The sequence below is a fragment of the Bacillus weihaiensis genome (assembly GCF_001889165.1).
GTDB classification, from domain to species: domain Bacteria; phylum Bacillota; class Bacilli; order Bacillales; family Bacillaceae; genus Metabacillus; species Metabacillus weihaiensis.
In genome coordinates this window covers 2833495-2860163 of record NZ_CP016020.1, presented here as the reverse complement: position 1 = coordinate 2860163, position 26669 = coordinate 2833495, and the positions used below count along the sequence as shown (strand labels likewise).

Below are 26669 nucleotides of genomic sequence, written 5' to 3'. Positions count from 1 at the left end.
AAAGGAGATTTTATGGACAAAAAAAAGAGTATTCTTTATGCTGCATCACACATTATTGTTGAGAAAGGCTTTAATCAATTAACGTTAGAGCTTGTAGCGAATGAAGCAAATGTTAGTAAAGGTGGATTACTTTATCACTTTCCTACGAAAGAAGCTTTGCTTGCAGGATTAAATGAATATGCATTACACCAATTTTTGATGAAGATTGAAAGAGAATTAGAAAGGATACCGAATGAAAATGGCAAGTTTATACGGGCATATGCACTTGCGACAATAGCGGAATTAAAGGATACAAATAACAAATTACTGAATTCAAGTCTTTTAGCCGCGTTAGCTAATAATAGTGAAGCATTACATTTGTGGAAGAAGGCTTACGAGGACTGGGAGCAAGCTATTCAACAGGATGGAATAATTCGAGAAAAAATACTTACCATTCGTTATGTTTGTGATGGTCTTTGGTTTTCAAGTATGTTTCAACTAGATGTAGTGGAAAGAGAAGAGTCTATTTCTTTACTTTATCACTTACTCGATCAGCTTGAGGAGGGTAATTAAGATGGCATACCTCTTATTATTTTTATCGATTAGTCTAGAGGTGTTTGGTTCGACGATGCTCAAGCTATCTGAAGGATTTAAAAAGATTTGGCCCACCATAGGTGTAATTTTAGGCTATGGGCTTGCATTTTATTTTCTTTCCATTACGTTAAAATCTTTACCCCTTGGCATTGTGTATGCTACTTGGAGTGGGGTAGGTACGATTTTGACTGTAGGTGTCGGAGTCGTGCTTTTTAAGGATAAAGTGAATCGCAAAGGTTTTATAGGAATCGGCTTGCTTGTTATCGGACTTACCTTGATAAACGTGAGTCATTAGGAGGGATTAAAGAATGAAAGGATTGGTATACGTCTTACTTGCGGTCATAACAGAGGTGTTTGGCTCAACAATGCTTAAGCTTTCAGATGGATTCACGAAGCTTTGGCCTTCTATTGGAGTAGTAGTTGGATTTTCTCTTGCTTTCCTTGCGTTAAGCTACGCGCTTAAGACCATTTCTTTATCATTTGCGTATGCCACTTGGTCGGGTTTAGGTACAGCATTAACCGCTATTGTAGGGATGTATTTCTTTCATGAACAACTTGGAGTCATGAAGCTGCTAGGTTTAACTCTTGTCATAGTGGGAATTGTTCTATTGAATACGTCTAACCGTGCCTCTGACGATAAAAGAGAAGTACCCCTTAATAGACTTGATGAATAGGTGAACCCACTCTTTTCCAGCTACTTTTTAGGTCATTATATAGTAGGATGAGAGGAAAGAAGAGTTATAGAAGGTGTTTAGTAGATGAAAATTGTGAATCATTCCTATCAAAAGCGTGGGAAGATTGAGTTTATGTTTGACGAATTCCCTTTTTCAAAAGTAGTTCTTGCTCCTATTAAAAACTATTATTTTGTACGAACAGTAAAATGGGATCCCAATGATCGGGTTGTGAAAAGAGCGGATCTAGAGAAGATGGAACAACTCGTGAATGAGTTTTTAGGCTGTATGGAGTTTTATAAGCAGCGGAAGGCTTATCGAGAGTCATAGGCTCCTCTTGTCACTGATTCGCCCTCGGGTTAATTGGTATGATAAACTTGACAAAATGGTCAAGACGGAGGACTTATTTAACATGAGAAGAAGAATGATTATCTATTGTATGCTTTCTCTATTCCTTCTTGCTTGTCAGCAAAAGGATACAAAGGAAAAAGGAGAAGAGTTACCCAATTTTGAAGCCTTCTCCAAAGACATAGTTGTTCAAACCTTTTCTTTACCTGAGGGGAATTATGTGTTTGACAACGATTTGGATGTGAAAATAGAGCTTGAGATCATAAAGGATGAACTATCAAAGCTATATCTTCAATATGAGCTTCAAGATCCGCATGGTGATTGGTTTTTAGCTCAGCCCGAAGAATACCTTCTTACTGATGAAAAGATACAAGAAGTCAAAAGTACTTTCAAGCTTCCTCACCTTAGTATTAGTGGTGACTATGTTCAAAAGATCACCGTGTGGGATAAAGAGCCTTCACAACCCAATGCAAGTAAATTGTTTGTTTTACATAGTGACAAAGAATTGTCTCTCTTCCGCCATATCGAATCCTTTTTAACGTTTGACCACGAGATTTGGGAAATACGAAAACATGCTATATTAGGGAAAGGACCACTTTTAGCTGAGAATGTATCTATTCAAGCAGGGCAGGTGAAAATTCGTGTGGAACCTGAAGCGTATCAAGGTGGAGAGGTTAGAACAAAGAAGTTGCTTGAGCATGGTGCTTTTGAGACAACGATAAAAGTTGCTCATCAGCCTGGTTCTATCACTGGCTTTTTCTTATACGCCCCCCCAGATTATTATCATGAAATAGATATTGAAATATACAATGACTCGAGTGGGACAATTCTCTTTACTGCATATAAAGATGGAGAAGAGGCAGAACAAATTAGACAAAAGCTTCCGTTTGATCCAACAGAGAATTTCCATGTTTATCGCTTTGAAATGTATCGAGATGGTGCAGCGTTCTATGTAGATGGTGAGCTTTTCCAAACGTTCGAGGAAGATTATAGTACGGCTCCCATGCAACTTATGATTAATAGCTGGTACCCAACATGGGTGAAGTCAACAGATTCACAGTCAGATGAACCATCTGAAACGGTAGTTGAGTCTATTTCATACTAAAAGAAACGTACAAGAGTTATAAACATGAACGTATAAAATTATCTAGGTATTTTCAGTATCTAGCTCTTTGATGGCGCCTGTTTTCTTAAGATATACTGAAAACAAAATTTTGTTGCGAAGATGAATTCACACCTAATTAACGATAAAGAGACAAGCTAAAGAAGGAATAGTTGCCTTTCTGTCAAATACTACCTATATAGAAAATCGAAATGTAGGAGTTTTGGTATGAGAAATTTTTTATTTAGCTTCTTTTTCATCTTCCTTCTTGCAGGCTGTCAAACACATGATCAGGTGAATGAAAACGAATTGAGTAGGGGTGTTTCATCTGATTTTATCCCGTCAGTTGAAGATATTGTTGATTCACATGGTGATATCAGGAATCTAGAAACCTTCTTTACTTATTTAGAGAAAGTAAGTGAAAAAGTGCCGGAGACGATTCGAGTAGTGAAGTATACTACAGAAGGAGCTCCGATTATTCATGACTTAGCCTATGACGGGGAAAATCATATTATTTCGACGATTGATTCAACTAGAGATGAATTCGGACAAGGTGACATTAGTCGTGCGATTTGTAAATCAATTGAGAAAGAAGAAATGGTTGACAGAACGGACTATAGTCTATCAGGCTGTGACGTGGTAGAGCATGATAGGTTAATTCTTGTGGAGTGGGAGTGAAGGAGTAATCGGCATTTCACTTCACTTTTTTTCCTAGAAAGCAACGTATGTGGAAGTGGGTAGTAAAGCTATATGAATATAAGTACGAGGCACCACCTTTATCGAAACAATCTGTATCGATAAAAGTGGTGCTATTTTTATGCCTGAAATACAGCAAAAAGAACGGTTGTCCACGTTGCTTTGGAGCCTGATTAAGCTAGCTCTCAAAAGATAGTAAGATTTCCCATCCATCACTTAAGTGATATCAAAATAATATTTCAATACTGTAGTACTAAATACATAAAAATGTAATGACATAAATGTGAAAAAATTCCTGTATACGAAAAAATGTGTCCGCCAATAGTTTTGTTTTCTTTTACAAATTTAAGAAATTCCTCAAACTTTTGGATAATTGTGGTATATGTAATGGGGAGTTTATTTTTATACATAAAGAAGAATTGGACAAGGGGTCATATTTTAATAGAAAGCTATTCTCAATAGGAGAGGATTGATGGCTAATTTGAAAGTGTATGAGGCTATGTCGTTACGTGAGTCGATGGAAGATCGTTCGAATGAATACGCCCGATTACGAGAACAATTACAGAGTCTTAAAAAGCAATTTACACAGATTGTTCAGCTTGATGAAAATCTTCAAGGAAAAGGGGCTACTGCTATTAAAGGCTTTTACCAAGCCCAAATTGATGTAATTGTCGCCCTCCTTCGCCTTGTTGACATGCAAGTCGCTTTCTTTAACGGAATCTCAGGAAACATGGAGGATCTTAAGCTTTCAGGTAGTACAAAGGTCGATGAAACCTTCCTTGAACATGATCTTACCGTTCATGAGAACAATCATTTCAATATGGTCGAAAATCAGCAAGAAGATCTAAAAACCATTCTCAATAGAATTGATGACCTAGTCTCTATTCAAGCTTTTTCGACTGATTCATTCGAGAGTAAGTTGGAAGAGGCTAGAAAAAGGAGAAAAGATACCCTTGAAGCGGTAGATACTCTCGATCAGCAGCTTTTAGAGGAATATAAGCTATCCGAACATGCAGAGCTTCACGCAACAGCCCTGTTTAGACAATTACTTGACGCAACAAAGCAGGGAAATACCATTTCCCCTATCAATTTTAACGCAACAGCCTATAAAGCGAGTGAAGCGTATCAGCTAAATCAGGAGATGGGGGACTACACAGACGAATATTTGTCCTTCAAAGCTGAACAAGAACGTTACCGAGAAGAGCTCAAAAAAGCAGAAGAGCTTGAAAATCGACCAGCTTACAAGAAAATGTGGGACTCTATGAAAACCTTCACTGGCGAACTAACCGGATATCATGATTTTATCCGGGCAACAGAAGGTGTTGACCCTGTCACTGGCGAAAAACTATCAGAGTCACAACGAGTGATGGCCGGTGCAATGGCTGCCGCTGGATTTATTCCAATCGTCGGATGGGGCGGACGTGCTTTTAAAGGTGGAAGTGTCATTGTGAAAACAGCCAAAGGAATGAACGCCACCGATCAAGCTCTATCACTCTATAAAACACCGAAAACCTTTCAATACCTAGAAAAAGCAGAATTAGGGATTTATGGCCTAGCCTCCGCAAACGGCATGAGTGAATACATCACAGGAAAAGATATGTTTGGTCATGACCTAACGGAGATCGAACGCCAGCAAAGCCTATACACAGGAGTCCTCGGAACTGTCATGTTTGCATCTCCACTCCTGCCAACCTTCATAAAAAATGGTAAACTAGTAAAAGAAGAAACACGAAACAAGCTAGGTGAACTAACAACCAAAACAAAAGCCGGAACTCACTATGTCTTCAATGAAGTCGCAGGTGGCATGAACGTACTCCTGCGAAATCAAGGAATGGAAGTCGCCTATAGTGCGAGTCATGTGGTTCCAAGGGTGATGAGTACGAAGGAAGTTAGTAAGAGGGTTGAAGAGGCTGGAGTTGTGTTTGCAGTTAAGGGTAATACTAAACCTTTACAAAAACACCACTATGCAACAAATAAAAGTAAGAAATACACTCCTCAAATGGAGAATATAACTAAAAAGTATGGTTTAGATTTAGATGATGAATGGAATAAGGAATTATTACCTCATCAAGGGAGACATCCATATGCATATCATGATTATGTATTAGATAAACTGAGCACTTATGATAGATTAGCTAAAGGAGATAGGGAAAAATTCCTTAAATTGTATGAAGGGTTAAAGCAGGAAGTAAGGGATAATCCAGATATGCTTTATAAAGAATATTGGAGGTCAAAATGAAATATTTCAAACTAATTTTAGATGACTGCAACGATAATGATGTAGTTGTTCATTGTGAGGATACACATGGATTTGAGCAGTATGAGTTAAAGGAAGGGAATTTTTTAGAGAATTGGAATGACAATATCACTTTTTATTTTAATCTACATGATGGAAATAGATTTACTGACTATTTAGCAAATAATTTAGGCTGGTTCATTGTATCAAAAAAGTTTAAGGATTTAATAAAAAAATTTGAAGAAGGTGTCCAATTTCTACCTGTAAATATTGTTGATTTTGAAGGTAAATATAAGATAGAGAACCATGAATATTTTGTTGCAAATGTATTAGGGGTAGTTGACGCATTAAACCTAGAAAACTCTGATTATAGTGTTATGGACTTAGACGGTGAAAAAATATATTCTGTAAGAAAATATGCAGTATCGGAAGACAAAATAAATAACAAAAATTTGTTCAAATTAAAGGGAGATGAAATTCCGTTATTCGTGTCAGAAACTTTTAAGCAATTAGTTGAAGAAAGTAATATTACTGGTTGTGAATTTCTAGAAATAAGAAATATCTTATAATTTTTCAGTAAACCTTAGAGGGATAACCTTTAAGGTTTCTTTTTGTGTGGGGCTACCCAGTGCCGAATAAACTCCTTTTAAATTAGAGAAGAGAGATAACAAATGGAGGTGCAAGTGTATTACCAGAGGAATTTAATGTAGGCATTGTAGAGCGTTGTTTTGGTAGTTTATTTAGTTTTGATGAAGAAAGTAGCGAGTACATTGTTAAAAAGTATCAAATATACGAACCTTCTCTTCCTAAAAAGGTTTCCCCTATTGCGAATGATCCTGCTGGAAATTTAATTTGTTTAGATTATAATAATAATTCTGGAAGTCCAATTGTAGTTTTTGGGGAACATGAAAATGCTTGGGAAAAAGAAATGTTAATAAAAGTAGAGGGTTTAACTGAAGAACAGGCTGAAGAGCGTGCAAGAGAAAATGTATTTTACGTTGCAGCAACATTTACGGAATTTCTTGATAAGTTACATGACTAAGAATTTTAAGAAAAAACATTAAAATCTTTAGCCCATGAAGGTTGTACCATTATGGAGTTGTATAATTATTATGCTATGAATATAAGTACGATAATTAGGCGAGATGACATTTTAAACATACGATGTATTGTAACAGGGAACAAAATTTAGGCTGTGTTAGAGTTTAATGTTAATTTTTAACTACTGCTCCCATTTAAACTTTCATTGTATATTTGTATCCATTTTTTACGCTTTGAAAACAAGATTGAAAGTAAAACAACTTCTCCAACAACCAATAATCCCAAGCCCAAAACTAATCCTCCAAAGAAGAGAAATTCATTAACTCCCCAAGAAAAGAAAAACCATCCTATTATTCCAAATACACCTAATGCTAAGTTAATAGTCCCTGCAACAAGGGTTTGCGGAAGAAATGATCCTGTTTTCTTAATCATATTTGAATCATACTTAACGCTTATAATAGTAGCCACAATCATAAAAATTACATATATCATCAAAACAATATCTATCTTATTCATTAAGATAACCCCTCCTTACAAGTATTTTACCATAAAACTCCATTTTCTTTCTAAAGTATCAAGTTATTTTAAACAATGAATTTCGCTAGACGTTAACTATCATAAGTGTCCGTCATTTCAAATACGAATGATGATAATAAAAATTTTTTAATATTGTGTTTAGTGCTTTCATTACTACGGCTATCTACAAATAAAAACCAAGCAAGATAATTGTCTAGGAACTTTGAAGCCACACCTTTAAAACGGTTTATCCATTGCTTCATTCGTGAATGCATTCCGTTAACATTTTAATGAGATATAAGCCCTTTATAACGTGTTTACCATCATTAGATTTAATTCGATAATGTTCTAAGCCTTTTTCTTTTGCATACGTCTTATATGCTCTCCAAGCATCTGTTACAAGTACATGGTCGGGTGTCAGCTTAGCACCAAACATATTATCAAGAAGCACCCGGACGTTTCTGATGCTTTTTTTCTTTGGCTTCACAAAGGAACCAAAAGCTCAGTTCCTAAATTTAACCAGTTTGTATGGAAAAAGATGAAACCTTCGCCATTTGTATTCGTCTATTATAAAAACGATAGGGGGAGAAAATGGTGAAAGTAAGTTTGAGAAAAGGTATAATGTTTCTCTTTTTAGTGCTACTGGCTGGTTGTGTGTCGGCCAATACAAGCAATACTAATTGGGTGGTCTCACCAGAATTTGAAACTTCTACAGGTACAAAGATGGTGGGAAAAGAAGATAAAGTGGGAATAATAGGGATGAACTTTGAAGCAAACAAACCTAATAAATATTTGTTTCACTTTTGGGGTGAGGAGTCAGAGTTTATGGGTAAGAAATTGAAAGTGATAGGAGTAAAGAATGAAACTGGTGAAGAAATTGTTGTTGTTGAAAATAGGGGTGAGCTTGGTGTTAGCGAAATAAATGGTGCAAATGCATCGCTCCCTACGACCATGAAGTTACCTGCAACAGGATTATGGAGATTGGATGTTTACTTAGGTGATAGCTTGTTTGATTCAATCATTGTTGATGTGGAATAGAGGTAAGGAAAATGAAAAAGACGTTCGAAGATTTCCTTAACGAAACAAATCAATTTTTAGGTTGGGATTTTTCTTTCATAACTGAAACAGATCGTATGACAAGTGAGCCATTGTCATGGTCCTATGGAAGTATGGCGTATTCCTTATTACCTTTTGTAAAAGTCATGCTTGATATGGGCACTGGAGGAGGAGAATTTTTATCAAAGCTTCGACCGTTGCCTATACAAACATATGCTACGGAGGGGTATGAACCTAACGTATCTCTTGCCATAAATAGGCTAGAACCACTAGGCGTGAATGTATTTCCTATAGAAAGTGATGAAGAACTTCCGTTTGAAAATCAGTTTTTCGATCTTATCTTGAACAAACATGAATCCTACTCTCCTAAGGGAATAAGAAGAGTGATGAAGCGTGATGGAATATTTTTAATACAACAGGTAGGCGGACAAGATTGCATAGAAATAAACAATGCATTAGGAGCACCAATTAATTCGGAGTATGAGAAATGGAACTTGCAGACTGCTCTGGCTGAATTAAAAGAAAGTGGATTTAGGATTCTTTCATCAAAGGAAGAATACCCATATCAACGCTTTTATGATCTTGGCAGCTTGATTTATTACTTAAACGCAATACCATGGCAAGTGGAGAAGTTTAATGTAGAGGATTTTCGTGAAAATTTGTTAAAACTATATAATTTGATTGAAAAAGAAGGGTATTTTGACGTGAGACAGCATCGATTCTATATAAAGGCCATAGCGATATGAACTTCCGGTCAATGAATCCAAGATTCGATCGAGACCAGCTAATAGCCAATCGTAGAGACTCTTTTCTCATCAGCTTTGGACATGATAAGGGTTTTGGTGAGGAAGATGACTATATTTTCTGGCTAGAGGAACAAGTGGAGAAGTTCCCTAATGGATTTGTTTTTCTTGTGAATGAAAAAAACCATATATTAGGTCAAATTGAAGTAAGTATTCGGTCCTATGAAAATCGTAAAATTGGTTATGTCCATTTGTATTATCTCGTGAAAGAGTACCGAGGGAGAGGGTTTGGGAAGAGGTTACATGATTATTCACTCCAATTTTTCAAAGAAAATCAGGTGTCTAATTATCATCTGCGAGTATCACCTACTAATGTACGTGCACTATTTTTTTATGAAAAAATGGGATTGGTGAAAGTGGGAGAAGAGCTAGATGGTAAGGTGATAAGGATGGAAGGGAAATGTTAAAAGGACATTTACATATTTAGGATATTGTGATAAAGTTTACTAAATTCATAAAGCGATGAAGAGAAAAGGGAATGAAAATGTTTCTTTACAGAGAGCCCTGATGGCTGAGAAGGGGTGAGAGGTTTTCATAAACAGTCAAGACTCTGAGCATAGATAAAACGGAGCTCCGGATATAGAGCATAGGTCTGGATGAATATGACCAGTACCTAATAAGGTTTATTTGGTAACAAATAAATAAACTAGGGTGGCACCACGAGAAAATCTCGTCCCTAAGACATAAGTCTTGGGGGTGAGGTTTTTTTATTTTCTAAATTAATTGCAATTAATGAATTTTAGTTTAGGAGGTAGGATTGTGGGAGGTTGGAGACATGCCTGTATTTTATTAAGTTGTATCGGAATTTCAAGTGTAGGAAACTGGATATATTTTATTGCGCTAAATCTTAGTGTATTAAAACTAACAGAATCAGCTTTAGCGGTTTCATTTTTATATATTGTACGGGCCTTATCTACTCTTTTTACAAATAGTTGGGCCGGTAGTTTTATTGATCGATTAAATAAAAGGAAGCTGTTGATTTTTCTCAATATATTCCAGGCTTTCTTCATTTTATTCTTACCTTTTACATCATCATTGACGTTACTCTTTTTCCTTGTTTTCTTCATTACAATAGGTAGTTCTATGTTTCATCCAGCTTCAATGGTGTACATAGCTGAATTAATCCCTGAAAAAAAGAGAAAGAAATTTAACTCGATTCGTAGTCTTTTAGATTCTGGTGCGTTTTTAACTGGTCCAGCTATTGCAGGATTATTGATTACTATTGGCTCCATAAATATTGCTATTTTCATAAATGCTATTTTCCTAGTAGGAGCTGTTGGATTGCTTTGCATGCTTCCAGATGCAGTAACAAATGGAAGAGAGATGATGAATAAAAGAATGTCTTTTTCTTTGCTGAGACGTGACTGGAAGACTGTCATTGAGTTTAGTCGTACTCATATTAAAGTAATGATGATTTAATTCTTATTTAGCGCAATGGTTGTCTTAATGACGGCAACGGATTCGCTTGAAGTAGCCTTTGCTACACTTGTTTTATCCTTAAGTGAAGCTCAATATGGGGTTTTGGTTAGTATTGCGGGAGTTGGTATTTTTATAGGCTCTTTACTGAACGCGGTACTTGTTGAAAAGCTATCCATCTATTTTATGATGAGTATGGGATCTTTCATTACGGCAATAGGATACCTTGTTTTCTCGCTTTCATCTTCATTTCTTGTAGCAGCAATTGGATTTTTTATCTTATCTTTTTCGTTATCATACGCAAATACTGGATTTTACACGTTTTATCAAAATCATATACCGGTAGAGATAATGGGGAGAATTGGGAGTGCTTATGGTTTATTAGAAGCTCTATTAATTATCATTGCAACAGCTGCATTTGGGTTTGCAGCTGAACTGTTTTCAATAAGAAGTGTAGTGGGAGGAGGAGCTATACTCATGCTATTCATTGCTACTCTTTTGTTCATTTTTTGCGTTCAATTTTCAAGCGTGGAAAATAGTAGACAGGATGTCCCAAAAAAGGTATTGTAAAATTATGGATCATTTTAATGGGAGTTGTAGATGTTGAAATAGTAAAAAGGTATAACGATAGGCTCATTCATATCATAGGATTTCAGAACTGATTATAAGGAATTAGTTTCTTTGATATGTCTATAGGATGCTGTAGCTTGAATAGTAATATGAGGTGGAATGATTTTGGAAAGTACATTATTAAATTTGTTGGAAAAAATTCCTGAAGTTAAACAAGGTCATAAGGTAGTACTTGGAATAGATGGATTAAGTCGTTCAGGGAAAACAACAATCGTAAGAAATATAGAACAGCTCATTGAAGATAAAGAGATTTGTGTTTTACATATTGACGATTACATTGTAGAGAGAAAAAGACGTTATAATACTGGTAATGAAGAGTGGTTTGAGTATTACCATTTGCAATGGGATGTAGAATGGCTAAAAGAACATTTATTCAGAAGACTTAAGTCTTCTCATGAACTACAATTATTAACTTATAACAATGAAGATGATACGATACACATTCATTGAACACGATTAAACTACCTGATACATGTCTGATACTAATTGAAGGAGTGTTTTTACAAAGAAAAGAGTGGAGAAATTACTTCGATTATATGATTTTTGTAGATTGTGGACGAAAAGAGAGGTTTAAACGGGAACGTGTTGAAACGCAAAACAATCTTGTGAAGTTTGAAACTAGATACTGGAAAGCAGAAGAATATTATATGGAGACAGTTTCGCCAATAGAAAGCGCCGATCTAATGATTAAGAATTAATCATTTCAGAGTGAATATACAGGAACAACTTTTGACTGATGAAGTAGTCAAAACTATTTTTAGAGGGTAAAAGTGATTGAAATAAGTATTATAGGTCATAAACTAAAAAGGTGTACTGCAGACTTGTTAGAGCCCTGTCTTAGATAAAGTAGTTTTGATGCAAATAGAAAATGTTTCTTAAAATGAAGGGGGTTCGTATTATGGATAACAGCAGTCATTCTAGATCTTGTTACTGAATATGAGTTTTTGAATTTCAGAAATTACTTAGATAGTTTTATTTTTCTATCTTACATTATAGGTATTTCAAATGTTATTCCTTTTACGACTATACATGGAGATACGGATGGTAAACAAATTTTACAATTATTTAAAGGTTAGATTTATTGAAGTAATAAATAATAAATGGATTGTTAAGAAGTGCCGGGACGTTTTTAGTGATTTTTTACTTTCGGTTAGGGAGCATAAGATACGTCCCTATGCTTATTCAATTTCTTTTGAAATAAAATTCTATAAATATTGAATATGTTATTAGAATATTATAGAATATAGGTAAATAATAGAAAATGAGGTGTGGAAATTGAATATTATCAGCTCCACTAGCCGAAAAAGGGAAACCTATTCAATTCAAATTGAAAGCTCGTTGTTATGGGAAAGTGCGTTAGGAATTGCAGCGATTACGAATAAACAATTGATTGATACCTTAGATAAACCTGCTAATGATTGGGTGCAGTTAAGAGAATCCTTATCGTCAAATCTAGTAGAAGAGTTATCCTATGTGGAAGAAAACAATACATGGAAATCACTTCTGCAGGTTCTACATTATAGAAAATGTGAATCTTTCGAAGAATTTTGTTTGTATATCGATCAACTAGCAGAAGAAGAATTGAAGTATATATGTTTACCATTCACCGGAAATGAGAACCAACGAGATCGTAAAGCAGCATCAAAAGGAAGTTCAGATGCAGTGGAGAGACTAAAAAAAGAGACAAGGGAAAATCCATTTTTTCCAGAATACATCGAATTTATTAGTGTAGTAGAAATATCACTTTTTAAGAATCACATAAAAAACGTTATGAAGTCGTGGTATTTAGAGGTTATCCGTAAAGATGAATCCCAGTTAACACGTTATCTGCAAAGAGATGCTCAAATGAAAGAACAGTTACTCGAAAAAATTCAACCTGAACAACTTGTTGAAATGGTAACAGGGGGAAGAAGTTATCTACCTGAGCCATCAATCAAGACTGTCTTATTAATCCCACAGTTCATTTATAGACCATGGACAATTGAAGCGGATATCGAAGGCACTAAAGTGTTTTACTATCCTATTTCAAATGAAAGCATATCACCTAAAGATTCCTTCACACCTAATCAATTTCTTGTTCTCAAATACAAAGCTTTAGGAGATGAGGCTAGGCTTAAGATGATTAAACTTCTGTATCAAAAGGAAATGACTTTGCAGGAGCTTACAGATCGTCTCCAATTGGGTAAATCTACTGTCCATCACCATTTGAAAATGTTAAAAGCTGCAAAATTAGTTTTTTCAGTAGGTGGAACCTATTCGTTGCATAAAACGAGTCTTTCGTTAGTTGAAAATGAACTAGAGCAATTTTTAGATGCCTAGACAATTAGTGGTTAAAAATACCATTTTATTTAAAAGTAAGTCATTTGTTGCTGTTTGGATTGGGAATGTCATCTCAGAGCTAGGAGGGACATTGGGGACATTTTGTCTATCGATTCTAGTTTATCAAGAAACAGGCTCTCCGCTGGCACTTGGAAGTATGTGGTTGTTTTACTTTTTACCTTCTTTACTTCTTCAATTGGGTATTGGTCCTTTCATTGATAAATGGAGTCGAAAGTGGCTCATGATTTTTTCACAATGGACAAGGGGATTAATTTTTTGTGTACCTGTTTTAGCCCTTTCCTTTCAAAGCCTTGAAGTATGGCATCTCTACATTGTGCAAGTAATAGTAGGACTCATTACTCCTATTTACACACCAGCAAATCATGCTATTCTTCCGACTTTATTGCATGGTGAGCTTCTTTTAAAGGCGAATGCCATGATTGATGGTCCTGTTCGCCTAATGACGTTTCTAGCACCGATTGCAGCTGGAAATCTACTAGAATACATAGGAGAAACACTGATGCTGCTGATTGTTGTTAGTTTGTATGTTTTTAGTGGGAGCTTGCTTCTGTTTGTTAAGGAAAAGAAGGAGGATGTGCTGGTTAGAAGGACTTGGCTTTCACAATTTAAGTTGGGTATAAGCACATTTTATAAACAAAAAAATCTACTATGGTTGGGTATTTTTCTTGCTTTTGTTCAATTTGGAGTAGGGGCAACGATGGTATTAAATCTCCCATTTATTACAGGAGATTTAGGGGCTAGTTTTAAGGAGTACGGTTATTTTGTTGCTAGTTTTCCGCTTGGGTATGTAATCGGTTCTTCAATTGTTGGTTTCATTACATACAAAAGCAAAAGAATTCTCCTATTAAGTGCACTTGCTGTTGGTGGACTAACGTACGTGTCTCTTTCGATTACAACTAGTTTAACAGTTGCAATTTTTACGGAAATAATCGCAGGAGTAGCTCTTGCTGTTTTTGGTGCTCACAATATCGCCATCTTTCAAAAAGTCGTTCCGAATCAAATGCTAGGTAGCATCATGAGTGTTAGATTGCTTATCCTAAGAGGAGTGATGCCCTTAGGGATATTGTTTGCTAGTACGCTAAGTGAAGTAGTAGAAATTCGTCCCTTATTTTTTCTAATTGGCTTTATTATTTTTAGTTCTGCGGTGATAGGACTAGTACTACCATATTTTTCATTTCTAGATGGTGAGGACGTAGAAGAGAAGGTGGCTTAGGAGGGAATTTGCTCATAATTTCTATATTTTCAGAACAAATAGTTAATTAAGTTGAATTAACCTTAAAGATATATAAACCTTTTTTAGTACTTAACCTTTTCTGTTAAGAAGAGGACATTCTTTACGCAAAATCTAGATTTATTTTAACATAAATTAACAAGTGATAATTTGGATTGATTTTATATGAATGATCAGGTGTAAATAAAAACATAATATTATTGACAATATTTCCACATCACTTTATGATTTACATATAAAATGAATATTTTTAGTCTCCTAAAGGGGAGTAGCTTTTACAGCAAGGTCGTCATTTCAGAGGAGAATACCTCTCGGCTTTGTTGGCAACCATGTTGTTAGCAAGACCTTTACCAATTGTGGTAAAGGTCTTTTTTGTGTACAGGAACGCAGAAGAAATCTTCCTATATTAAGATGGTGGTGATGAAAAGTAGTAGTGTAAGCAGTGTATTTTGTAATGGAGATGCTAATGATAAAAAATAAGATTTGGTAGAGGAGGTTGTAAGAATGGAGTTTGCATTATTAGTAGAATATGGTTGGGTATTATTATTATTAATTGCGATAGAAGGCTTATTAGCAGCTGATAATGCGTTGGTTTTAGCAATTATGGTGAAGCATTTACCAGAGGAAGAAAGAAAAAGAGCTTTATTTTACGGACTAGCGGGAGCGTTTGTCTTTCGATTTGGATCTCTTTTCGCGATATCATTCTTAGTAAATGTGTGGCAAGTTCAGGCGATTGGAGCTCTTTACCTATTGTTTATCGCTACAAATCACATTGTAAGAAAGCTTGTCATGAAAAAAGATAAAAACAAAGAACAGGATGCGGAAAAGAAAAAATCTGGTTTTTGGGGTACAGTTTTTAAAGTAGAATTAGCAGACATAGCTTTTGCAGTTGATTCTATTTTAGCAGCTGTTGCATTAGCTGTAACACTTCCAAATACTCCACTTCCTAATATTGGAGGACTTGATGGAGGAAAGTTCCTTGTTATTTTTGCAGGGGGTCTTATTGGATTAATCATCATGCGTTTTGCAGCAAACTTCTTTGTGAAATTACTTCATACAAGACCTGGGCTTGAGATTGCTGCATTCTTAATTGTAGGCTGGGTTGGTGTTAAGTTAACAGTTTACACATTATCTCATCCGGAGCTCGCAATATTACCAACAGATTTTGCTAAATCACCAGAGTGGAAAATCACCTTCTACGTTGTCTTATTGCTGATTGCTGCAGGCGGATGGTTCCTATCAAAAGAGAAAAAGGAAGAGGAAGCACAATCTTAAGTAGAATGGTACGGATAGGAAAGATATTCAATTTTAAGGAATATCTTTCTTATAGTAAAATTCATTAGTATATAGCAAGTTGATTGGAGAGATTCGTATTACTTTTGGTCCTAGAATATTAAAGACTGGGTTAGCAGTGGCACTATCTATCTATATGTGTAACATCTTAGGATTAGCAAACGCTGTCTTCGCCGGTGTGGCTGCAATTTTAGCAGTACAGCCATCTGTATACCGCACGTGGAAGCAATTGCTAGACCAAATTATCACAAATACACTAGGAGCTTCTATTTCGTTATTTTTCCTTTATTTTTTTGGGGAAAACCCAATAATCATTGGATTTGTCATTGTCTTAATGATCTCTTTAAGTATTAAGTTAAAAATGGAAACGACCATTCCATTAACATTAGTAACCGTTATAGCAATTATGAGTTCATCAGCTAGTGGAGATTTATCTTTTGCATTAGAACGATTTCTTGTCATTTTAATTGGAACACTAACTGCTATCTTAGTTAATATCTTTATCTTTCCACCAAAGCATAAAAAGAAATTTATTCAAGATATTCAAACTACGTTCCAGGATATGTCCCTATTAATGAGAACCGCTATCTCAAATGAAATGACAGAGACCTCTTTTCAAGAGGTAAATAAACGTTTTACTAAAAATCTTTTGAAATTAGGGGAACAATTTAAGCTTTTTAATGAGGAAAGAGAAAAGCTAGGTAAATCAAAGCAAGTAAAAACAAGAGAGATCATTGTATTTAAACAAATGGTTAAAGTGTTAGAGGAAGGAAATCAGCTTTTAGAAAATATTGAAGAACATTATTTTCAAATTCATAATAATTCAAACGAAGGAAAAGTATATGATCAACAGCTAGAAGAACTCATAAAATTTCATGAATATTTACTATTAAAATACATGGGAAATATAAAAGAAAACCATAAGCATGCAGACTTCGTTTCCATTGATAAAAACACATTCTATCATCAGGCTTTATCCTATCATCACGAAAACAATGAACATAAAATTCGACACATGATTATTCTTTCCTCTACTCTCAATTATTATTTTCATTTAGAGCGTCTTGAAAAACTAATTAATCAATATTTAAAGACTATTAATGAATAATAGGAGCAATAATGAAATGGTCTGGGAAGTATTCTTTTCTCAGGCTTTTTTTGTTTTTGTTAATTTGATGGTTATTGTAAAAAAATGGTGGATAATTGGGATGTTTTGGCTTACTATTAAGATTAATATAAAAGAAATGCAACTATTTCCATGAAATTATAATACCTCTTATTGCGTAATTGTAGTTGGGAATCATTCTAATGTGAGTAGGTGGAAATCATGTTTAACGAAAAACCAAAATGCTCAAACTGCAACAAAGAAATAAAAAATGAAGAGGAAGTCTATATAAAGCTGAAATGGCCGAAAAGGAGAGGCTTTACAGAAATTAAAGCTTTCCTAAGAAATGAAGGAAGCTTTATCTGTGAAGAATGCAGTGGGAGGTTTAGATAGGTGTCAAATATGAAACTACGAATCTACTTTTATCCTTTTATCATTATTTTCATTCTATTAACAGGTTGCACCTCCCAAACTTCCACCATACCAAAGGAGTTTGAGGATTTTGTTCCTGAGAAAGAAGGCGAATATTACCTTATTGGATATCAGAATGAATTAAATGAAAGTTCATTCTTTCAAGAAAGTATTGAACAGTTCCAGCAGGATGAATTTGTGATCGGGCTTACCGTTTTTTATAAGGTGAATGAAGACTTTCAAGAACGTCATGATGAATTATTTTTTACTGGATCCAATCAGTTTATTGTCTTAGAAAAGGACCAGAAACCTTATACAGTCGAGAGTTATCCTCATTTTCTTGAAGAGATTGAAGGAAGAGAAAAGTAAAGCGAATTGAGAACGATTCGAGGGGGATGTAAATTATGAAAAGGGTAGGAGTCCTCGTTTACTTGCTCATGTTAGTGGTAGGTTGTTCAACAAATTCAACTGACTATCAGTATACGTTTTTGGAGAGGGCGAAAAGTGGGAGGCTACATTCTCAGTTTTTGGAGATGAAACAGTTAAAGGACAGTCCTATGAACATCACTATCACGATTCCTTTGTCTTAACCTATAAAGGGGACATAAGGGAATTAGCTCCCGTAAAACAATTAGTATATTCATATGAATCTGCATCCAGCGGTGGTGATGCGAAGTTGAATTTTGATGAACCACTAACAACGAAATCGTTTAAAAATAGCAGTAGTGGGAATGGAGAAAAGATTCAAGAAGATGAAGTAATGAAGGTGAGAGTAAAGTGGTTAGATCAGGAAGAGACGTTTGATTTGACTGCAAAGTAGGTGGGGAATTGAAGAACAATAGACTACGAATTCTATGGATTATTCCTAATGTTTTTTGCTACATCATGTGTCTAGCTCTCTTCATTTTTATAGTAAGCAATGTGCAAGGGCTAATGGAAATAAACCAGTTTTTTATTTATCTTTTTTTAGATATTTTGTTACTTTTTATATCAATTCTTGGTAGCTTCCGTATCATAAGTTGGATGGAGCAAGGGAAGCTGTGAGGAGTGAAACTTGATAATTAAGCTTCATTTTTTGCAATGAAGAAGAACGTGATTATTGGACGATCGAAGTCTCAGATAGGTTTGGAGAAAATGGCCTTGTTGGTGTAGTGATGACAAAAGAAATAAATAAAACATTGTTCATTGCTACATTTTTGTTAAGCTGTAGAGTATTAAGTAGAAGTATTGAAGATGCGATCTTAGTAGGACTAAATAATCATTGTCAGGAAAGAAGCCTTACTTTTGTTGAAGCAGCCTTTTACTCGACAACTAATAATAAACATTTAGTGATTTTATAAAAAGAACAAACTGGGGAAAAAATGAAAATACTGATTCCTATTTATTATATCGTTTAAAAGTTGATAAGTTGCCGTAATTTATTGATGTGATTGATTGTTATTTTAATGAAAGATATGAAAAAATTGTACCTACTGACACAAAAGAGGAAATGATACTAGGGTCTTCTTTGATTCCCATCTAAATTCATTTATGAGTTTTTATAACATATGGTTTGATGTAACGTTTTTTGAATATATTCTACTTACTATAATTGGTGTGTATGTTCTTGGTTTTATTGGTGCGGCTATTTCAGCATTTTTCTCAAGAATTGCTTCACTTTATTTATCTTTAATTGGATTGCAAATTCCAATAGCAATCATGTTGATCCTCTTAATTTTTGAATATCTTATTTTCTTTCTATTGGGTATTCACTATCCATTGTGGTTACCATTTGGGACATATAGTACGTTGATTCTAGTAGCCATTGTCATGTTAGTTTGGAGATGGAGAAGAGAAAAGAGGATGGATCTATTATAAGGGTTTACTAGAACGAGAAAGAGCCTGGGACATAAGTTACTGGATCTTTGTTTTGTCCCACCCTCTTTTCATTAAAAAATAGGGATTCTCAATTTCCAACCGTATCACTTACTCCTCAACATACGACTCATTTATAATGGCTAGAATTTGATGATCCTCCCATTTTCCATTAATCTTGACATTTCCCCTTGCAATTCCTTCTTTATGAAATCCAGCTTTCTCGAGAACTCGAATGGAGCCTATGTTATGTGGCATAACGCCTGCTTCAATACGGTGCAGGTTACATTCTTTAAAAGCAAAATCCACTGCAAGCTTTACAGCCTCTGTCATATAACCTTTCCCATTCTCTTCTTGATCTAAGTAATAGCCTAACCAGCAGCTTTGGAACACACTTTTTACTACTTCAGTTAGTGTTACGATGCCAATTAAACGCTGTGAACCCTTTAAAAAGATACCGAAGCTATATCCAATACCATTATTTGCATTCTTTATCGTGTTATTAATCTTATCTAGCTGACCTTCTATTGTATAAAAGCTATCAGGACGTAGTGGTGTATAGGATTGGAAAAACTCTTTGTTTTTAACTTCAAGATGTAATACGTCTTTTGCGTCTTGCTCTTGTAGTAATCGAATTAATATGTTCAAAAGATTCCCTCCATAAAAATGAGTAAAATACATCAATTTTACTTAAAATTTTTTGAATATGTTAAATAGTGCTATGAAGATGCCGATATTTTAAGGTGTGGGTATGATAAAAATAGCTTTTCATAAAGAATAGATAACTGAATTGGGAAGGAGTATTTGCGTTCTCTACTGCCATTTTCATAGATTGATGAATAGCGTACCTGTTATAGTGTCTATGTAAGCTGGTTTAAAACATAGGATGTGGTAAAAGAGGTAGCGACCCTACCCCTTACCAGTAGTACGTTTGTCATTAAGTATAGAGAAATTCTCACCTATATGGAAGGTGTTTTTTGTCATGTATTTATTAAGTTTCTAATCAACATGTAAGGTTTGTTTAAAGTTAATCCTTACTACTTGTTACATAGAATAAATAAATAACGCATAAAATTTTTGAAAGAGGTAGCATTCAATGAAACTATCAATAAAAAGAAAAATAATTGGAGCCTTTTTAATTGTATCACTTATATTTGGAATAGCGTCGTTCGTTTCTTATTTAACGATTAAGAAGTCAACAGAGGCGTATGATTATGTTATTGAGACTGCATCTGAAATTAGATCTATTACTCAATCTATTCAAACAGATACAGCTCTTCAAACAGGGTATTATCGAGCATATATGCTTTATGATGATAATGCTACCTATCGTGAACGAATGAATGAAGCGAATGCTAGAATTGGTGAATGGATTAAAAAAGGAAGAGAGCTATCAACTCTTCAAGAAACTCGTGATCGCTTAGAGGAAATTGAGAAATCTAATGAACAATTTAACATAATTGCAAATCGAGTGATGGACTCAAAGGTAGTGAGTAAAGAAAGAGCTAATGAAGATGGCTTGAAACTTCTTGTGCCGATTAGTACTAAGTTAACTGATGATACACAATCTATGCATGATTGGTTGAAGAAAGATATTGTTGATGTACGTGTGAAAGAAACGCAAGAAGCTGCTAATCAAGCAAGGCATTTATTAATTGCTTTAAGCTTGTTTGCAACTGTATTTGCCATTGTTAGTGGCATTGTGATTGGAAGAATTATATCTACCCCTCTTATGAAATTAAGTAAGCTTACAAAGCAGGTTGCTAGTGGTCAATTACATGTAGAAAAGCTTCCAATTAAGAGTAAGGATGAAATTCAGGAATTAAATACGTCATTTGAGGAAATGACCGATAGTCTTCGTCAGATGATCCTATCGATCTCAGAGAATTCTGATCAAGTAGCGGCTTCAGCAGAGCAGCTTAATGCAAGTGCCGAACAAACGAGTAAAGCAACAGAAACGGTTGCTCAAGCAATTCAGCAAATTGCGAGTAGCTCAGAGGAGACGAGTACAAAGCTCGAATTAAATTCCACATCATTACAAGAGGTCCTACAGGGAGTGCTTCATATTTCAGATAGCACATCACATGTTTCTGAGTTATCAAAGAAAACAACAGAAGAGGCAGAGCAGGGTGGAAGCTATGTTGCAAATAATTTAAAGCAAATGAAAAACATTCAATCATCCATTCTACGTTCGAATTCGATGGTCCAATCCTTATCAGATCGTTCATTAGAAATCGATAAGATTTTAGAGGTTATTAATGGAATAGCAGAACAAACGAACTTACTTGCTCTTAATGCGGCAATTGAAGCAGCAAGAGCTGGTGAACATGGCAAAGGCTTTGCTGTTGTAGCAGACGAGGTTAGGAAGCTTGCTGAACAGTCACAACTATCGACGAGTAATATTGCAGAATTGATCTTACTTATTCAAAAAGATACGGGTGAAACGGTTACATTAATGAGTGAGGTTGTCGAGAATGTTGAAGAAGGCGTAAAGGTGTCAGAATTAACCTCTGATAAATTCAGTCAGATTCTCTCAAGTACACAAAATATCTCACCTCAAATTGAACAGGTTTCAGCAACCATTCAACAAATATCAGCTAGCATAGATGAAATGGTGAATACGGCAAAAGAACTATCGAACCTTGCTCAAGATAACGCAGCAAGCTCAGAGGAAGTTGCAGCATCTACAGAAGAACAGCTTGCATCTATGGAAGAAATTGATTCCTCTGCACAGGCATTAGCGAAAATGGCAGAACAATTGAAAGAAGTGATTGGGAAATTTAGGATGTAAGAATCTTTAAAGAATAAGCTTGAAGAGGCTAAGACAGAAGTGCCTGGCACCTTATCGTAACGACTATATGTACGCACTGATTTATCTAGTGCACACAATAGATTGTATCGGAGGGTGCCTTGCTCTTTGTATTGTCCCAGCCTCTTCTTTTATGTAGGAAATGCTTTGTTATCTAAAATTTGGGGAATGTGTAACCTGAAATTTTGCTGGGAATAACAATGTTCGAAAACAACCTACTCCAATTTTTAAATAATACATAGTAATTCTATGTATTATTTTGTATAATAAAGGAAAATATGATGAATCATGAAAGTGGAGGAATACATATGCTGTTTCTTTTTATCATTATGGCTTTATTTATCTTTGTAGCTAGTTTTCCCTTGAAAAAACTTATAAGGAGCTTTCGAAAGCAGCCTATTCAGGAGGATGTTGGAACAAACCTACAAGAAGGTATCTTTTTTATTAGTCTTTTTTGCCTGTTCTTTGTCGGTTTTTACTTAAATTATGGGGATGCTGAAGGTGGAGAAGCCTTGCTTTTTTATTCAGAAATTCAGAAATATTCTACTGGATACGCCTCCTTATCTAAGGAATATGTTTCATCTCTTTCCTTTGTCTTGGTCTTAGGTGTTCTTGCTTATCAAGTGATACGAACAAGAATAGACAAGATTTCTCCGCTTTTATATGTTCTCTGCTGTTCCATTCTCTTATTTAATATAGTTATCGGATTGATTTATTTAACACATACTGGATTCACTAATTACCCAGAGAGTTTATTCTCTAGTCTAACTGTTTCAATTTTACAAGTGGCGTATTTTTCCCTTTCTACTCTTTTTCTTGCGAGACTTAAGGAATCAATGGATTATTTTATTTTGGAGTTTAAGAACAAAGCTTTAGATGAGCATTCGCGATTACCCAAGTGGATGCAGCCATTTCTAACAAGCTACATGAAGCTACCGATTCTTTGGATGATTGTGCTATTTCCTGTGGCTTTTGTCCTGCAGTTTTTCTTAATTCTATTTGGACAACAACCAGATTCATTCATTAAAGCTTTCTTGGAAACAAGCAGTTATACCTATTCAAAACTCCCTGCTCCACCGCCAGAGGTTATTTTGGGAGATGGGCATTACTTATGTACTGTTGCGGTGAAGGGTCATCCAAAGTTAGTGAAGCCACTACGGGCGGGAATAAGACATGGCGAAAGAATTACGGTCAATCGACAGCTTTTAATTGCCAATGCTTTTGAAAATATCTTGGAGCAATATACACCTAGAATTCATTCTATTATTAGAAATTTGTATAATCAATATGGATACCCAATTAGTCGGCATATTAAGTCAAACTGGTCAGCAGATCTTGTCTATCTTCTTATGAAACCGGCAGAATGGTTGTTTCTTTTTGTTCTTTATTTTGTTGATAAAAAACCGGAAAATCGAATTAACATCCAATACAGTGAACTTAGGAAATAGGGAGGAGAGTGTTTGGAGTATTTGTGTATAAGTCAATTGTAGCAATTCAAGTTAGAAGCAGATGTTGAGACTGATCCAATATGGTATGTGGCTCCAATGTAGATCTCGATCGTCTTAATCTTTCTATTATATTAGTAAATAAATTACAGCAATGGATACTGCATTATGGAAGAAAAGTGAGAAATGAAGTTTTATGATGAATATTCTTCCCCATTTTGCGAATCTGTTACACCTAATGTTATAAGTAACAGGATAAATAAGACTCTAATTCTTACATCTTCTGTCACAACCTTAAGTAAGGCAACAAGGACAATTCCTATAATAGGATTATCATCTACCATAAGAATGACCAAAATGTCTATTATTGTGATAACGGCCTCTGTCACATTGATTGATTCAGAATTTTTCATTGCTATAACCTCGCGTTTTTTATTAGTATATTAAGAATTTAGAAGGATGTGTGTACGTTTTAATCAGATAGGATCATTCATACAATTCCGGATATTTTCATTTTTATAAATTAAGAAGATATTTACATTGACTATTTGTTTCTTTTTCTCTAGAATATGTTCTTATATTAAGATAACAAAATAGTTCCTTGTATAAGTTTAGGGATATGGCCTAAACGTTTCTACCAAGCTACCTTAAATAGCATGACTACAAGGATTACATATGTTTTTTCTAGTTGTTTAGACTAGTTATGTAATCTTTGTACTTGAGCTGTAGGTATTCATCCTTACAGCTCTTTTTTAGTTGTTGGTCTGGTTTACGGAGTAGTTGATTTACGTAACAGCCACACACTAGGCAGGAGGTTCCAAAGCCTACCCGCCTGCGCAGTTGTGTGCGCCTCATTCGAGCAAAATAACCAGTAACACAGCGAACTAGTGGCAAGGGATAATATTTTTTAGATTCAGGAGGTCATCATGAAGCAATTCTTTCAGTTTGCAGAAAGGCAAACAACCTATCGTCAGGAGTTTATTGGCGGCTTAACAACATTTTTATCAATGGCCTATATTTTAGTCGTAAATCCAATTGTTTTAGCCGAAGCTGGGATGGATAAAGGGGCTGTTTTTACAGCAACCGCATTATCAGCAATTATCGGTACATTAATGATCGGATTATTAGCAAACTTTCCTATAGGAATTGCCCCGAGCATGGGGTTAAATTCATTCTTTACGTATTCTGTTGTAATTGGTATGGGAATTCCATGGCAAACGGCTTTAACGGGTGTTTTTATATCTGGAGTACTATTTGTTTTATTGAGTGTTCTAAAAATCCGAGAGAAAATCATTGATGTTATTCCACAAGACTTAAAATATGCGATTGCGAGTGGAATTGGTTTTTTCGTCGCATTTATCGGGTTAAAGAATTCAGGTATAGTCCAAGCAAATCCAGCAACCTTTGTATCTCTAGGAAATTTAGCTGCGCCACCTACATTATTAGCCATTTTCTGTTTTATTCTAACAGTCATATTTTTAGTGAAGAATGTTCGTGGTGGTATTTTTTACGGTATGGTCATTGCGACAATCATTGGGATATTATTTGGCGTTATTGATAAACCAGAAAGTATTGTGGGGGCTATTCCAAGCCTTGAGCCAACATTTGGAGTTGCACTTCTGCAGCTTGATCAAATTTTTACAGTTGAGCTATTGGCAGTTGTTTTCACCTTCCTATTCGTGGCATTTTTTGATACGGCAGGTACGTTAATCGCAGTAGCAAGTCAAGCAGGTATTATGAAGGATAATAAAATACCAAACGTTGGACGAGCTTTACTTGCCGATGCGTCGGCTTCAGTTGCTGGATCTGTGTTAGGTACATCAACGACTGCCTCATTTGTTGAATCATCAGCAGGTATCGCAGCAGGAGCAAGAACAGGTTTTTCATCAGTCGTTATGTCAGGTTTATTTGTTATTGCGTTGTTTTTCTCTCCGTTACTTGCAATCGTAACTCCTGAAGTAACAGCTCCTGCACTAATTATCGTCGGAGCATTAATGGCAAGTGAAATATATCATATCAAGTGGACGAAATTAGAAATAGCTATCCCTGCATTTGTGACGATTATTATGATGCCCTTAACATTCAGTGTTGCAACAGGAATTGGATTAGGATTTGTGATGTATCCAATTACAATGCTTGCTATGAAAAAGCACAAGGAAATCCATCCGATTATTTATATTTTAGCTGTTATTTTCCTTGCTTATTTTGCATTTGTTGCGTGATTATTGATAAGGCTCAAAAGGTTGGTATATACTGACCTTTTGAGTGCTTTTTTTATGTGCGAACCAAATAAGTAGGATTTTTTAATGAAAAAGAACTATACCCCCGCCTTACTGTATCCAACAATTGCCTCCGTTTTGATCCACAACGTCCATTATTTTTCATGTACCATGGAGCTAAATGAGTAATATGGTTGTCTCTTTACTTAATCACCATAGAAGTCAATTTGTGTAAATTTAGATAAGGAATTATTCTAAAAAGAAAAGCTGCCACTAGTCTTTATATAGTGAGAATATCTTAAGCTTTCTCCTTAATAGTACTATCTACATATGTTTCTTTATTTCTATAAAATAACCATTTTTTTCTTTCATCTGTATACTTAGTCCTAGATTATTATCATTTTTTGTTAAAATTTATATTTCTATAAAAGTAGAAAAGTAGTATACTACTATAAAAATGATAAAAAAAGGAAGTAGTAAGATGGGAACAGTTTTATGGATTATTTACCTTGGGATTTTAGGTGCAGCAGCGATTGGATTCCTTTTGAAAGGTAAATATAAAACAGTCTATTTAAAATTAGACTTTGTTGTATCAGTTATCGCCTGGATTGGACTCTTCGGGTTTGTCACAGATATGAACTTACTTACTCCACTTGTGTGGAAAATCGTTTTTGTTTGCGCTTTATTATGGGATGTGTGCTTTGGCATTTTCTTCAATAAAATGAATGGAGAAGATGTTGAAGAAATGAAAGAATTGTCTTTATTTGCAAAAAGAGTTATTACGTTTTTCACTATGCTCGTTTTATTAGGTCCATTATATGTTGGACTTTTTCACTATGCATTTTTTTAACTTTTTTACGATCCTTTCAGGAGG

30 protein-coding genes, 2 pseudogenes and 1 riboswitch are annotated in these 26669 nt (G+C 35.0%); of the genes and pseudogenes, 28 read left to right on the top strand and 4 right to left on the bottom strand.

Features of this window, described 5'->3' with window-relative positions; translation table 11 throughout:
* Positions 1–12 precede the first annotated feature (12 nt).
* The 9 genes from A9C19_RS13750 to A9C19_RS13710 all read left to right on the top strand — a co-directional run bounded on the left by A9C19_RS13750 (position 13) and on the right by A9C19_RS13710 (position 6668).
* On the top strand, positions 13–552 hold the full coding sequence (locus A9C19_RS13750; protein ID WP_072580477.1) for a TetR/AcrR family transcriptional regulator: 540 nt from the start codon (positions 13–15) through the stop codon (positions 550–552).
* Between the two features lies 1 nt (position 553).
* Complete coding sequence (locus tag A9C19_RS13745; RefSeq protein WP_072580476.1) at positions 554–868, top strand: DMT family transporter; 315 nt, start codon at positions 554–556, stop codon at positions 866–868.
* Between the two features lie 13 nt (positions 869–881).
* Entirely contained in the window at positions 882–1247 is a 366-nt protein-coding gene (gene erbB, locus A9C19_RS13740; protein WP_072580475.1) for an SMR family multidrug efflux transporter EbrB, read from the top strand.
* A gap of 84 nt (positions 1248–1331) precedes the next feature.
* Positions 1332–1574, top strand: a complete 243-nt coding sequence (locus tag A9C19_RS13735) for a hypothetical protein (RefSeq protein ID WP_072580474.1) — start codon at positions 1332–1334, stop codon at positions 1572–1574.
* 82 nt (positions 1575–1656) lie between these two features.
* Positions 1657–2697, top strand: coding sequence for a glycoside hydrolase family 16 protein (locus A9C19_RS13730; protein WP_072580473.1), 1041 nt, complete (start codon positions 1657–1659; stop codon positions 2695–2697).
* Between the two features lie 225 nt (positions 2698–2922).
* On the top strand, positions 2923–3372 hold the full coding sequence (locus A9C19_RS13725; protein WP_083584381.1) for a DUF4362 domain-containing protein: 450 nt from the start codon (positions 2923–2925) through the stop codon (positions 3370–3372).
* Positions 3373–3862: 490 nt separating this feature from the next.
* On the top strand, positions 3863–5629 hold the full coding sequence (locus A9C19_RS13720; protein WP_072580472.1) for a T7SS effector LXG polymorphic toxin: 1767 nt from the start codon (positions 3863–3865) through the stop codon (positions 5627–5629).
* Positions 5626–6195 carry an imm11 family protein gene (locus A9C19_RS13715; protein ID WP_072580471.1) on the top strand — a complete coding sequence of 190 codons (570 nt, stop codon included), beginning with the start codon at positions 5626–5628 and terminating at the stop codon, positions 6193–6195. Before A9C19_RS13720 ends, A9C19_RS13715 begins: the two co-directional genes overlap by 4 nt.
* Positions 6196–6290: 95 nt before the next feature.
* Positions 6291–6668, top strand: a complete 378-nt coding sequence (locus tag A9C19_RS13710) for an SMI1/KNR4 family protein (protein ID WP_072580470.1) — start codon at positions 6291–6293, stop codon at positions 6666–6668.
* Positions 6669–6844: 176 nt separating this feature from the next.
* Here A9C19_RS13710 and A9C19_RS13705 read toward each other — a convergent pair whose 3' ends face one another.
* Both A9C19_RS13705 and A9C19_RS13700 read right to left on the bottom strand, forming a co-directional pair.
* Complete coding sequence (locus A9C19_RS13705; protein ID WP_072580469.1) at positions 6845–7183, bottom strand: hypothetical protein; 339 nt, start codon at positions 7181–7183, stop codon at positions 6845–6847.
* Positions 7184–7275: 92 nt separating this feature from the next.
* Positions 7276–7625, bottom strand: a pseudogene (locus A9C19_RS13700) (IS1595 family transposase); the annotation flags it as partial.
* A gap of 149 nt (positions 7626–7774) precedes the next feature.
* On the opposite strand from A9C19_RS13700, the gene A9C19_RS13695 reads away from it, so the two are divergent.
* From A9C19_RS13695 to A9C19_RS13625, 15 genes and pseudogenes are all read left to right on the top strand, one after another.
* Positions 7775–8221, top strand: coding sequence for a DUF4871 domain-containing protein (locus A9C19_RS13695; protein ID WP_072580468.1), 447 nt, complete (start codon positions 7775–7777; stop codon positions 8219–8221).
* Between the two features lie 11 nt (positions 8222–8232).
* Complete coding sequence (locus A9C19_RS13690) at positions 8233–8985, top strand: class I SAM-dependent methyltransferase (RefSeq protein ID WP_072580467.1); 753 nt, start codon at positions 8233–8235, stop codon at positions 8983–8985.
* 11 nt (positions 8986–8996) lie between these two features.
* Positions 8997–9449 carry a GNAT family N-acetyltransferase gene (locus A9C19_RS13685; RefSeq protein ID WP_233499180.1) on the top strand — a complete coding sequence of 151 codons (453 nt, stop codon included), beginning with the start codon at positions 8997–8999 and terminating at the stop codon, positions 9447–9449.
* A gap of 352 nt (positions 9450–9801) precedes the next feature.
* Complete coding sequence (locus tag A9C19_RS22290; protein WP_233499179.1) at positions 9802–10461, top strand: MFS transporter; 660 nt, start codon at positions 9802–9804, stop codon at positions 10459–10461.
* Between the two features lie 27 nt (positions 10462–10488).
* Positions 10489–11028, top strand: a complete 540-nt coding sequence (locus A9C19_RS22285) for an MFS transporter (protein ID WP_233499178.1) — start codon at positions 10489–10491, stop codon at positions 11026–11028.
* 159 nt (positions 11029–11187) lie between these two features.
* A pseudogene (locus A9C19_RS13675) lies at positions 11188–11786 on the top strand (kinase).
* Between the two features lie 577 nt (positions 11787–12363).
* Positions 12364–13407 carry an ArsR/SmtB family transcription factor gene (locus A9C19_RS13670; RefSeq protein ID WP_072580465.1) on the top strand — a complete coding sequence of 348 codons (1044 nt, stop codon included), beginning with the start codon at positions 12364–12366 and terminating at the stop codon, positions 13405–13407.
* Complete coding sequence (locus A9C19_RS13665; protein WP_072580464.1) at positions 13400–14641, top strand: MFS transporter; 1242 nt, start codon at positions 13400–13402, stop codon at positions 14639–14641. The genes A9C19_RS13670 and A9C19_RS13665 overlap by 8 nt, the downstream gene beginning before the upstream one ends.
* Positions 14642–15163: 522 nt before the next feature.
* Complete coding sequence (locus A9C19_RS13660; RefSeq protein WP_072580463.1) at positions 15164–15934, top strand: TerC family protein; 771 nt, start codon at positions 15164–15166, stop codon at positions 15932–15934.
* Positions 15935–16013: 79 nt separating this feature from the next.
* On the top strand, positions 16014–17060 hold the full coding sequence (locus A9C19_RS13655) for an FUSC family protein (RefSeq protein ID WP_233499177.1): 1047 nt from the start codon (positions 16014–16016) through the stop codon (positions 17058–17060).
* Between the two features lie 219 nt (positions 17061–17279).
* The gene (locus tag A9C19_RS13650; RefSeq protein ID WP_072580462.1) at positions 17280–17450 is read left to right on the top strand and encodes a Fe3+ hydroxamate ABC transporter substrate-binding protein; all 171 of its coding nucleotides are present in this window, start codon (positions 17280–17282) and stop codon (positions 17448–17450) included.
* Positions 17451–17837: a hypothetical protein gene (locus tag A9C19_RS13645; RefSeq protein WP_072580461.1), complete on the top strand. Its 387-nt coding sequence runs from the start codon at positions 17451–17453 to the stop codon at positions 17835–17837.
* 307 nt (positions 17838–18144) lie between these two features.
* Positions 18145–18288, top strand: a complete 144-nt coding sequence (locus A9C19_RS21810; RefSeq protein ID WP_158515093.1) for a hypothetical protein — start codon at positions 18145–18147, stop codon at positions 18286–18288.
* A gap of 334 nt (positions 18289–18622) precedes the next feature.
* The gene (locus A9C19_RS13630; RefSeq protein WP_072580458.1) at positions 18623–18808 is read left to right on the top strand and encodes a hypothetical protein; all 186 of its coding nucleotides are present in this window, start codon (positions 18623–18625) and stop codon (positions 18806–18808) included.
* A gap of 190 nt (positions 18809–18998) precedes the next feature.
* On the top strand, positions 18999–19325 hold the full coding sequence (locus A9C19_RS13625; protein ID WP_072580457.1) for a hypothetical protein: 327 nt from the start codon (positions 18999–19001) through the stop codon (positions 19323–19325).
* A 108-nt stretch (positions 19326–19433) separates the two neighbouring features.
* Here the strand turns inward: A9C19_RS13625 and A9C19_RS13620 are convergent, their stop codons facing one another.
* Positions 19434–19970: a GNAT family N-acetyltransferase gene (locus A9C19_RS13620; protein ID WP_233499176.1), complete on the bottom strand. Its 537-nt coding sequence runs from the start codon at positions 19968–19970 to the stop codon at positions 19434–19436.
* A gap of 448 nt (positions 19971–20418) precedes the next feature.
* Here A9C19_RS13620 and A9C19_RS13615 point away from each other — a divergent pair, with 448 nt between their 5' ends.
* Complete coding sequence (locus tag A9C19_RS13615; protein WP_072580455.1) at positions 20419–22113, top strand: methyl-accepting chemotaxis protein; 1695 nt, start codon at positions 20419–20421, stop codon at positions 22111–22113.
* Between the two features lie 326 nt (positions 22114–22439).
* Positions 22440–23579: a DUF6688 domain-containing protein gene (locus tag A9C19_RS13610; protein ID WP_072580454.1), complete on the top strand. Its 1140-nt coding sequence runs from the start codon at positions 22440–22442 to the stop codon at positions 23577–23579.
* A gap of 191 nt (positions 23580–23770) precedes the next feature.
* Here A9C19_RS13610 and A9C19_RS13605 read toward each other — a convergent pair whose 3' ends face one another.
* Positions 23771–23989, bottom strand: coding sequence for a hypothetical protein (locus tag A9C19_RS13605; protein WP_072580453.1), 219 nt, complete (start codon positions 23987–23989; stop codon positions 23771–23773).
* Positions 23990–24157: 168 nt separating this feature from the next.
* Positions 24158–24259: riboswitch (purine riboswitch) on the top strand.
* Positions 24260–24502: 243 nt separating this feature from the next.
* On the opposite strand from A9C19_RS13605, the gene A9C19_RS13600 reads away from it, so the two are divergent.
* Positions 24503–25798, top strand: a complete 1296-nt coding sequence (locus A9C19_RS13600; RefSeq protein WP_072580452.1) for an NCS2 family permease — start codon at positions 24503–24505, stop codon at positions 25796–25798.
* A gap of 478 nt (positions 25799–26276) precedes the next feature.
* Positions 26277–26645, top strand: a complete 369-nt coding sequence (locus A9C19_RS13595; protein WP_072580451.1) for a hypothetical protein — start codon at positions 26277–26279, stop codon at positions 26643–26645.
* Positions 26646–26669: the final 24 nt, after the last annotated feature.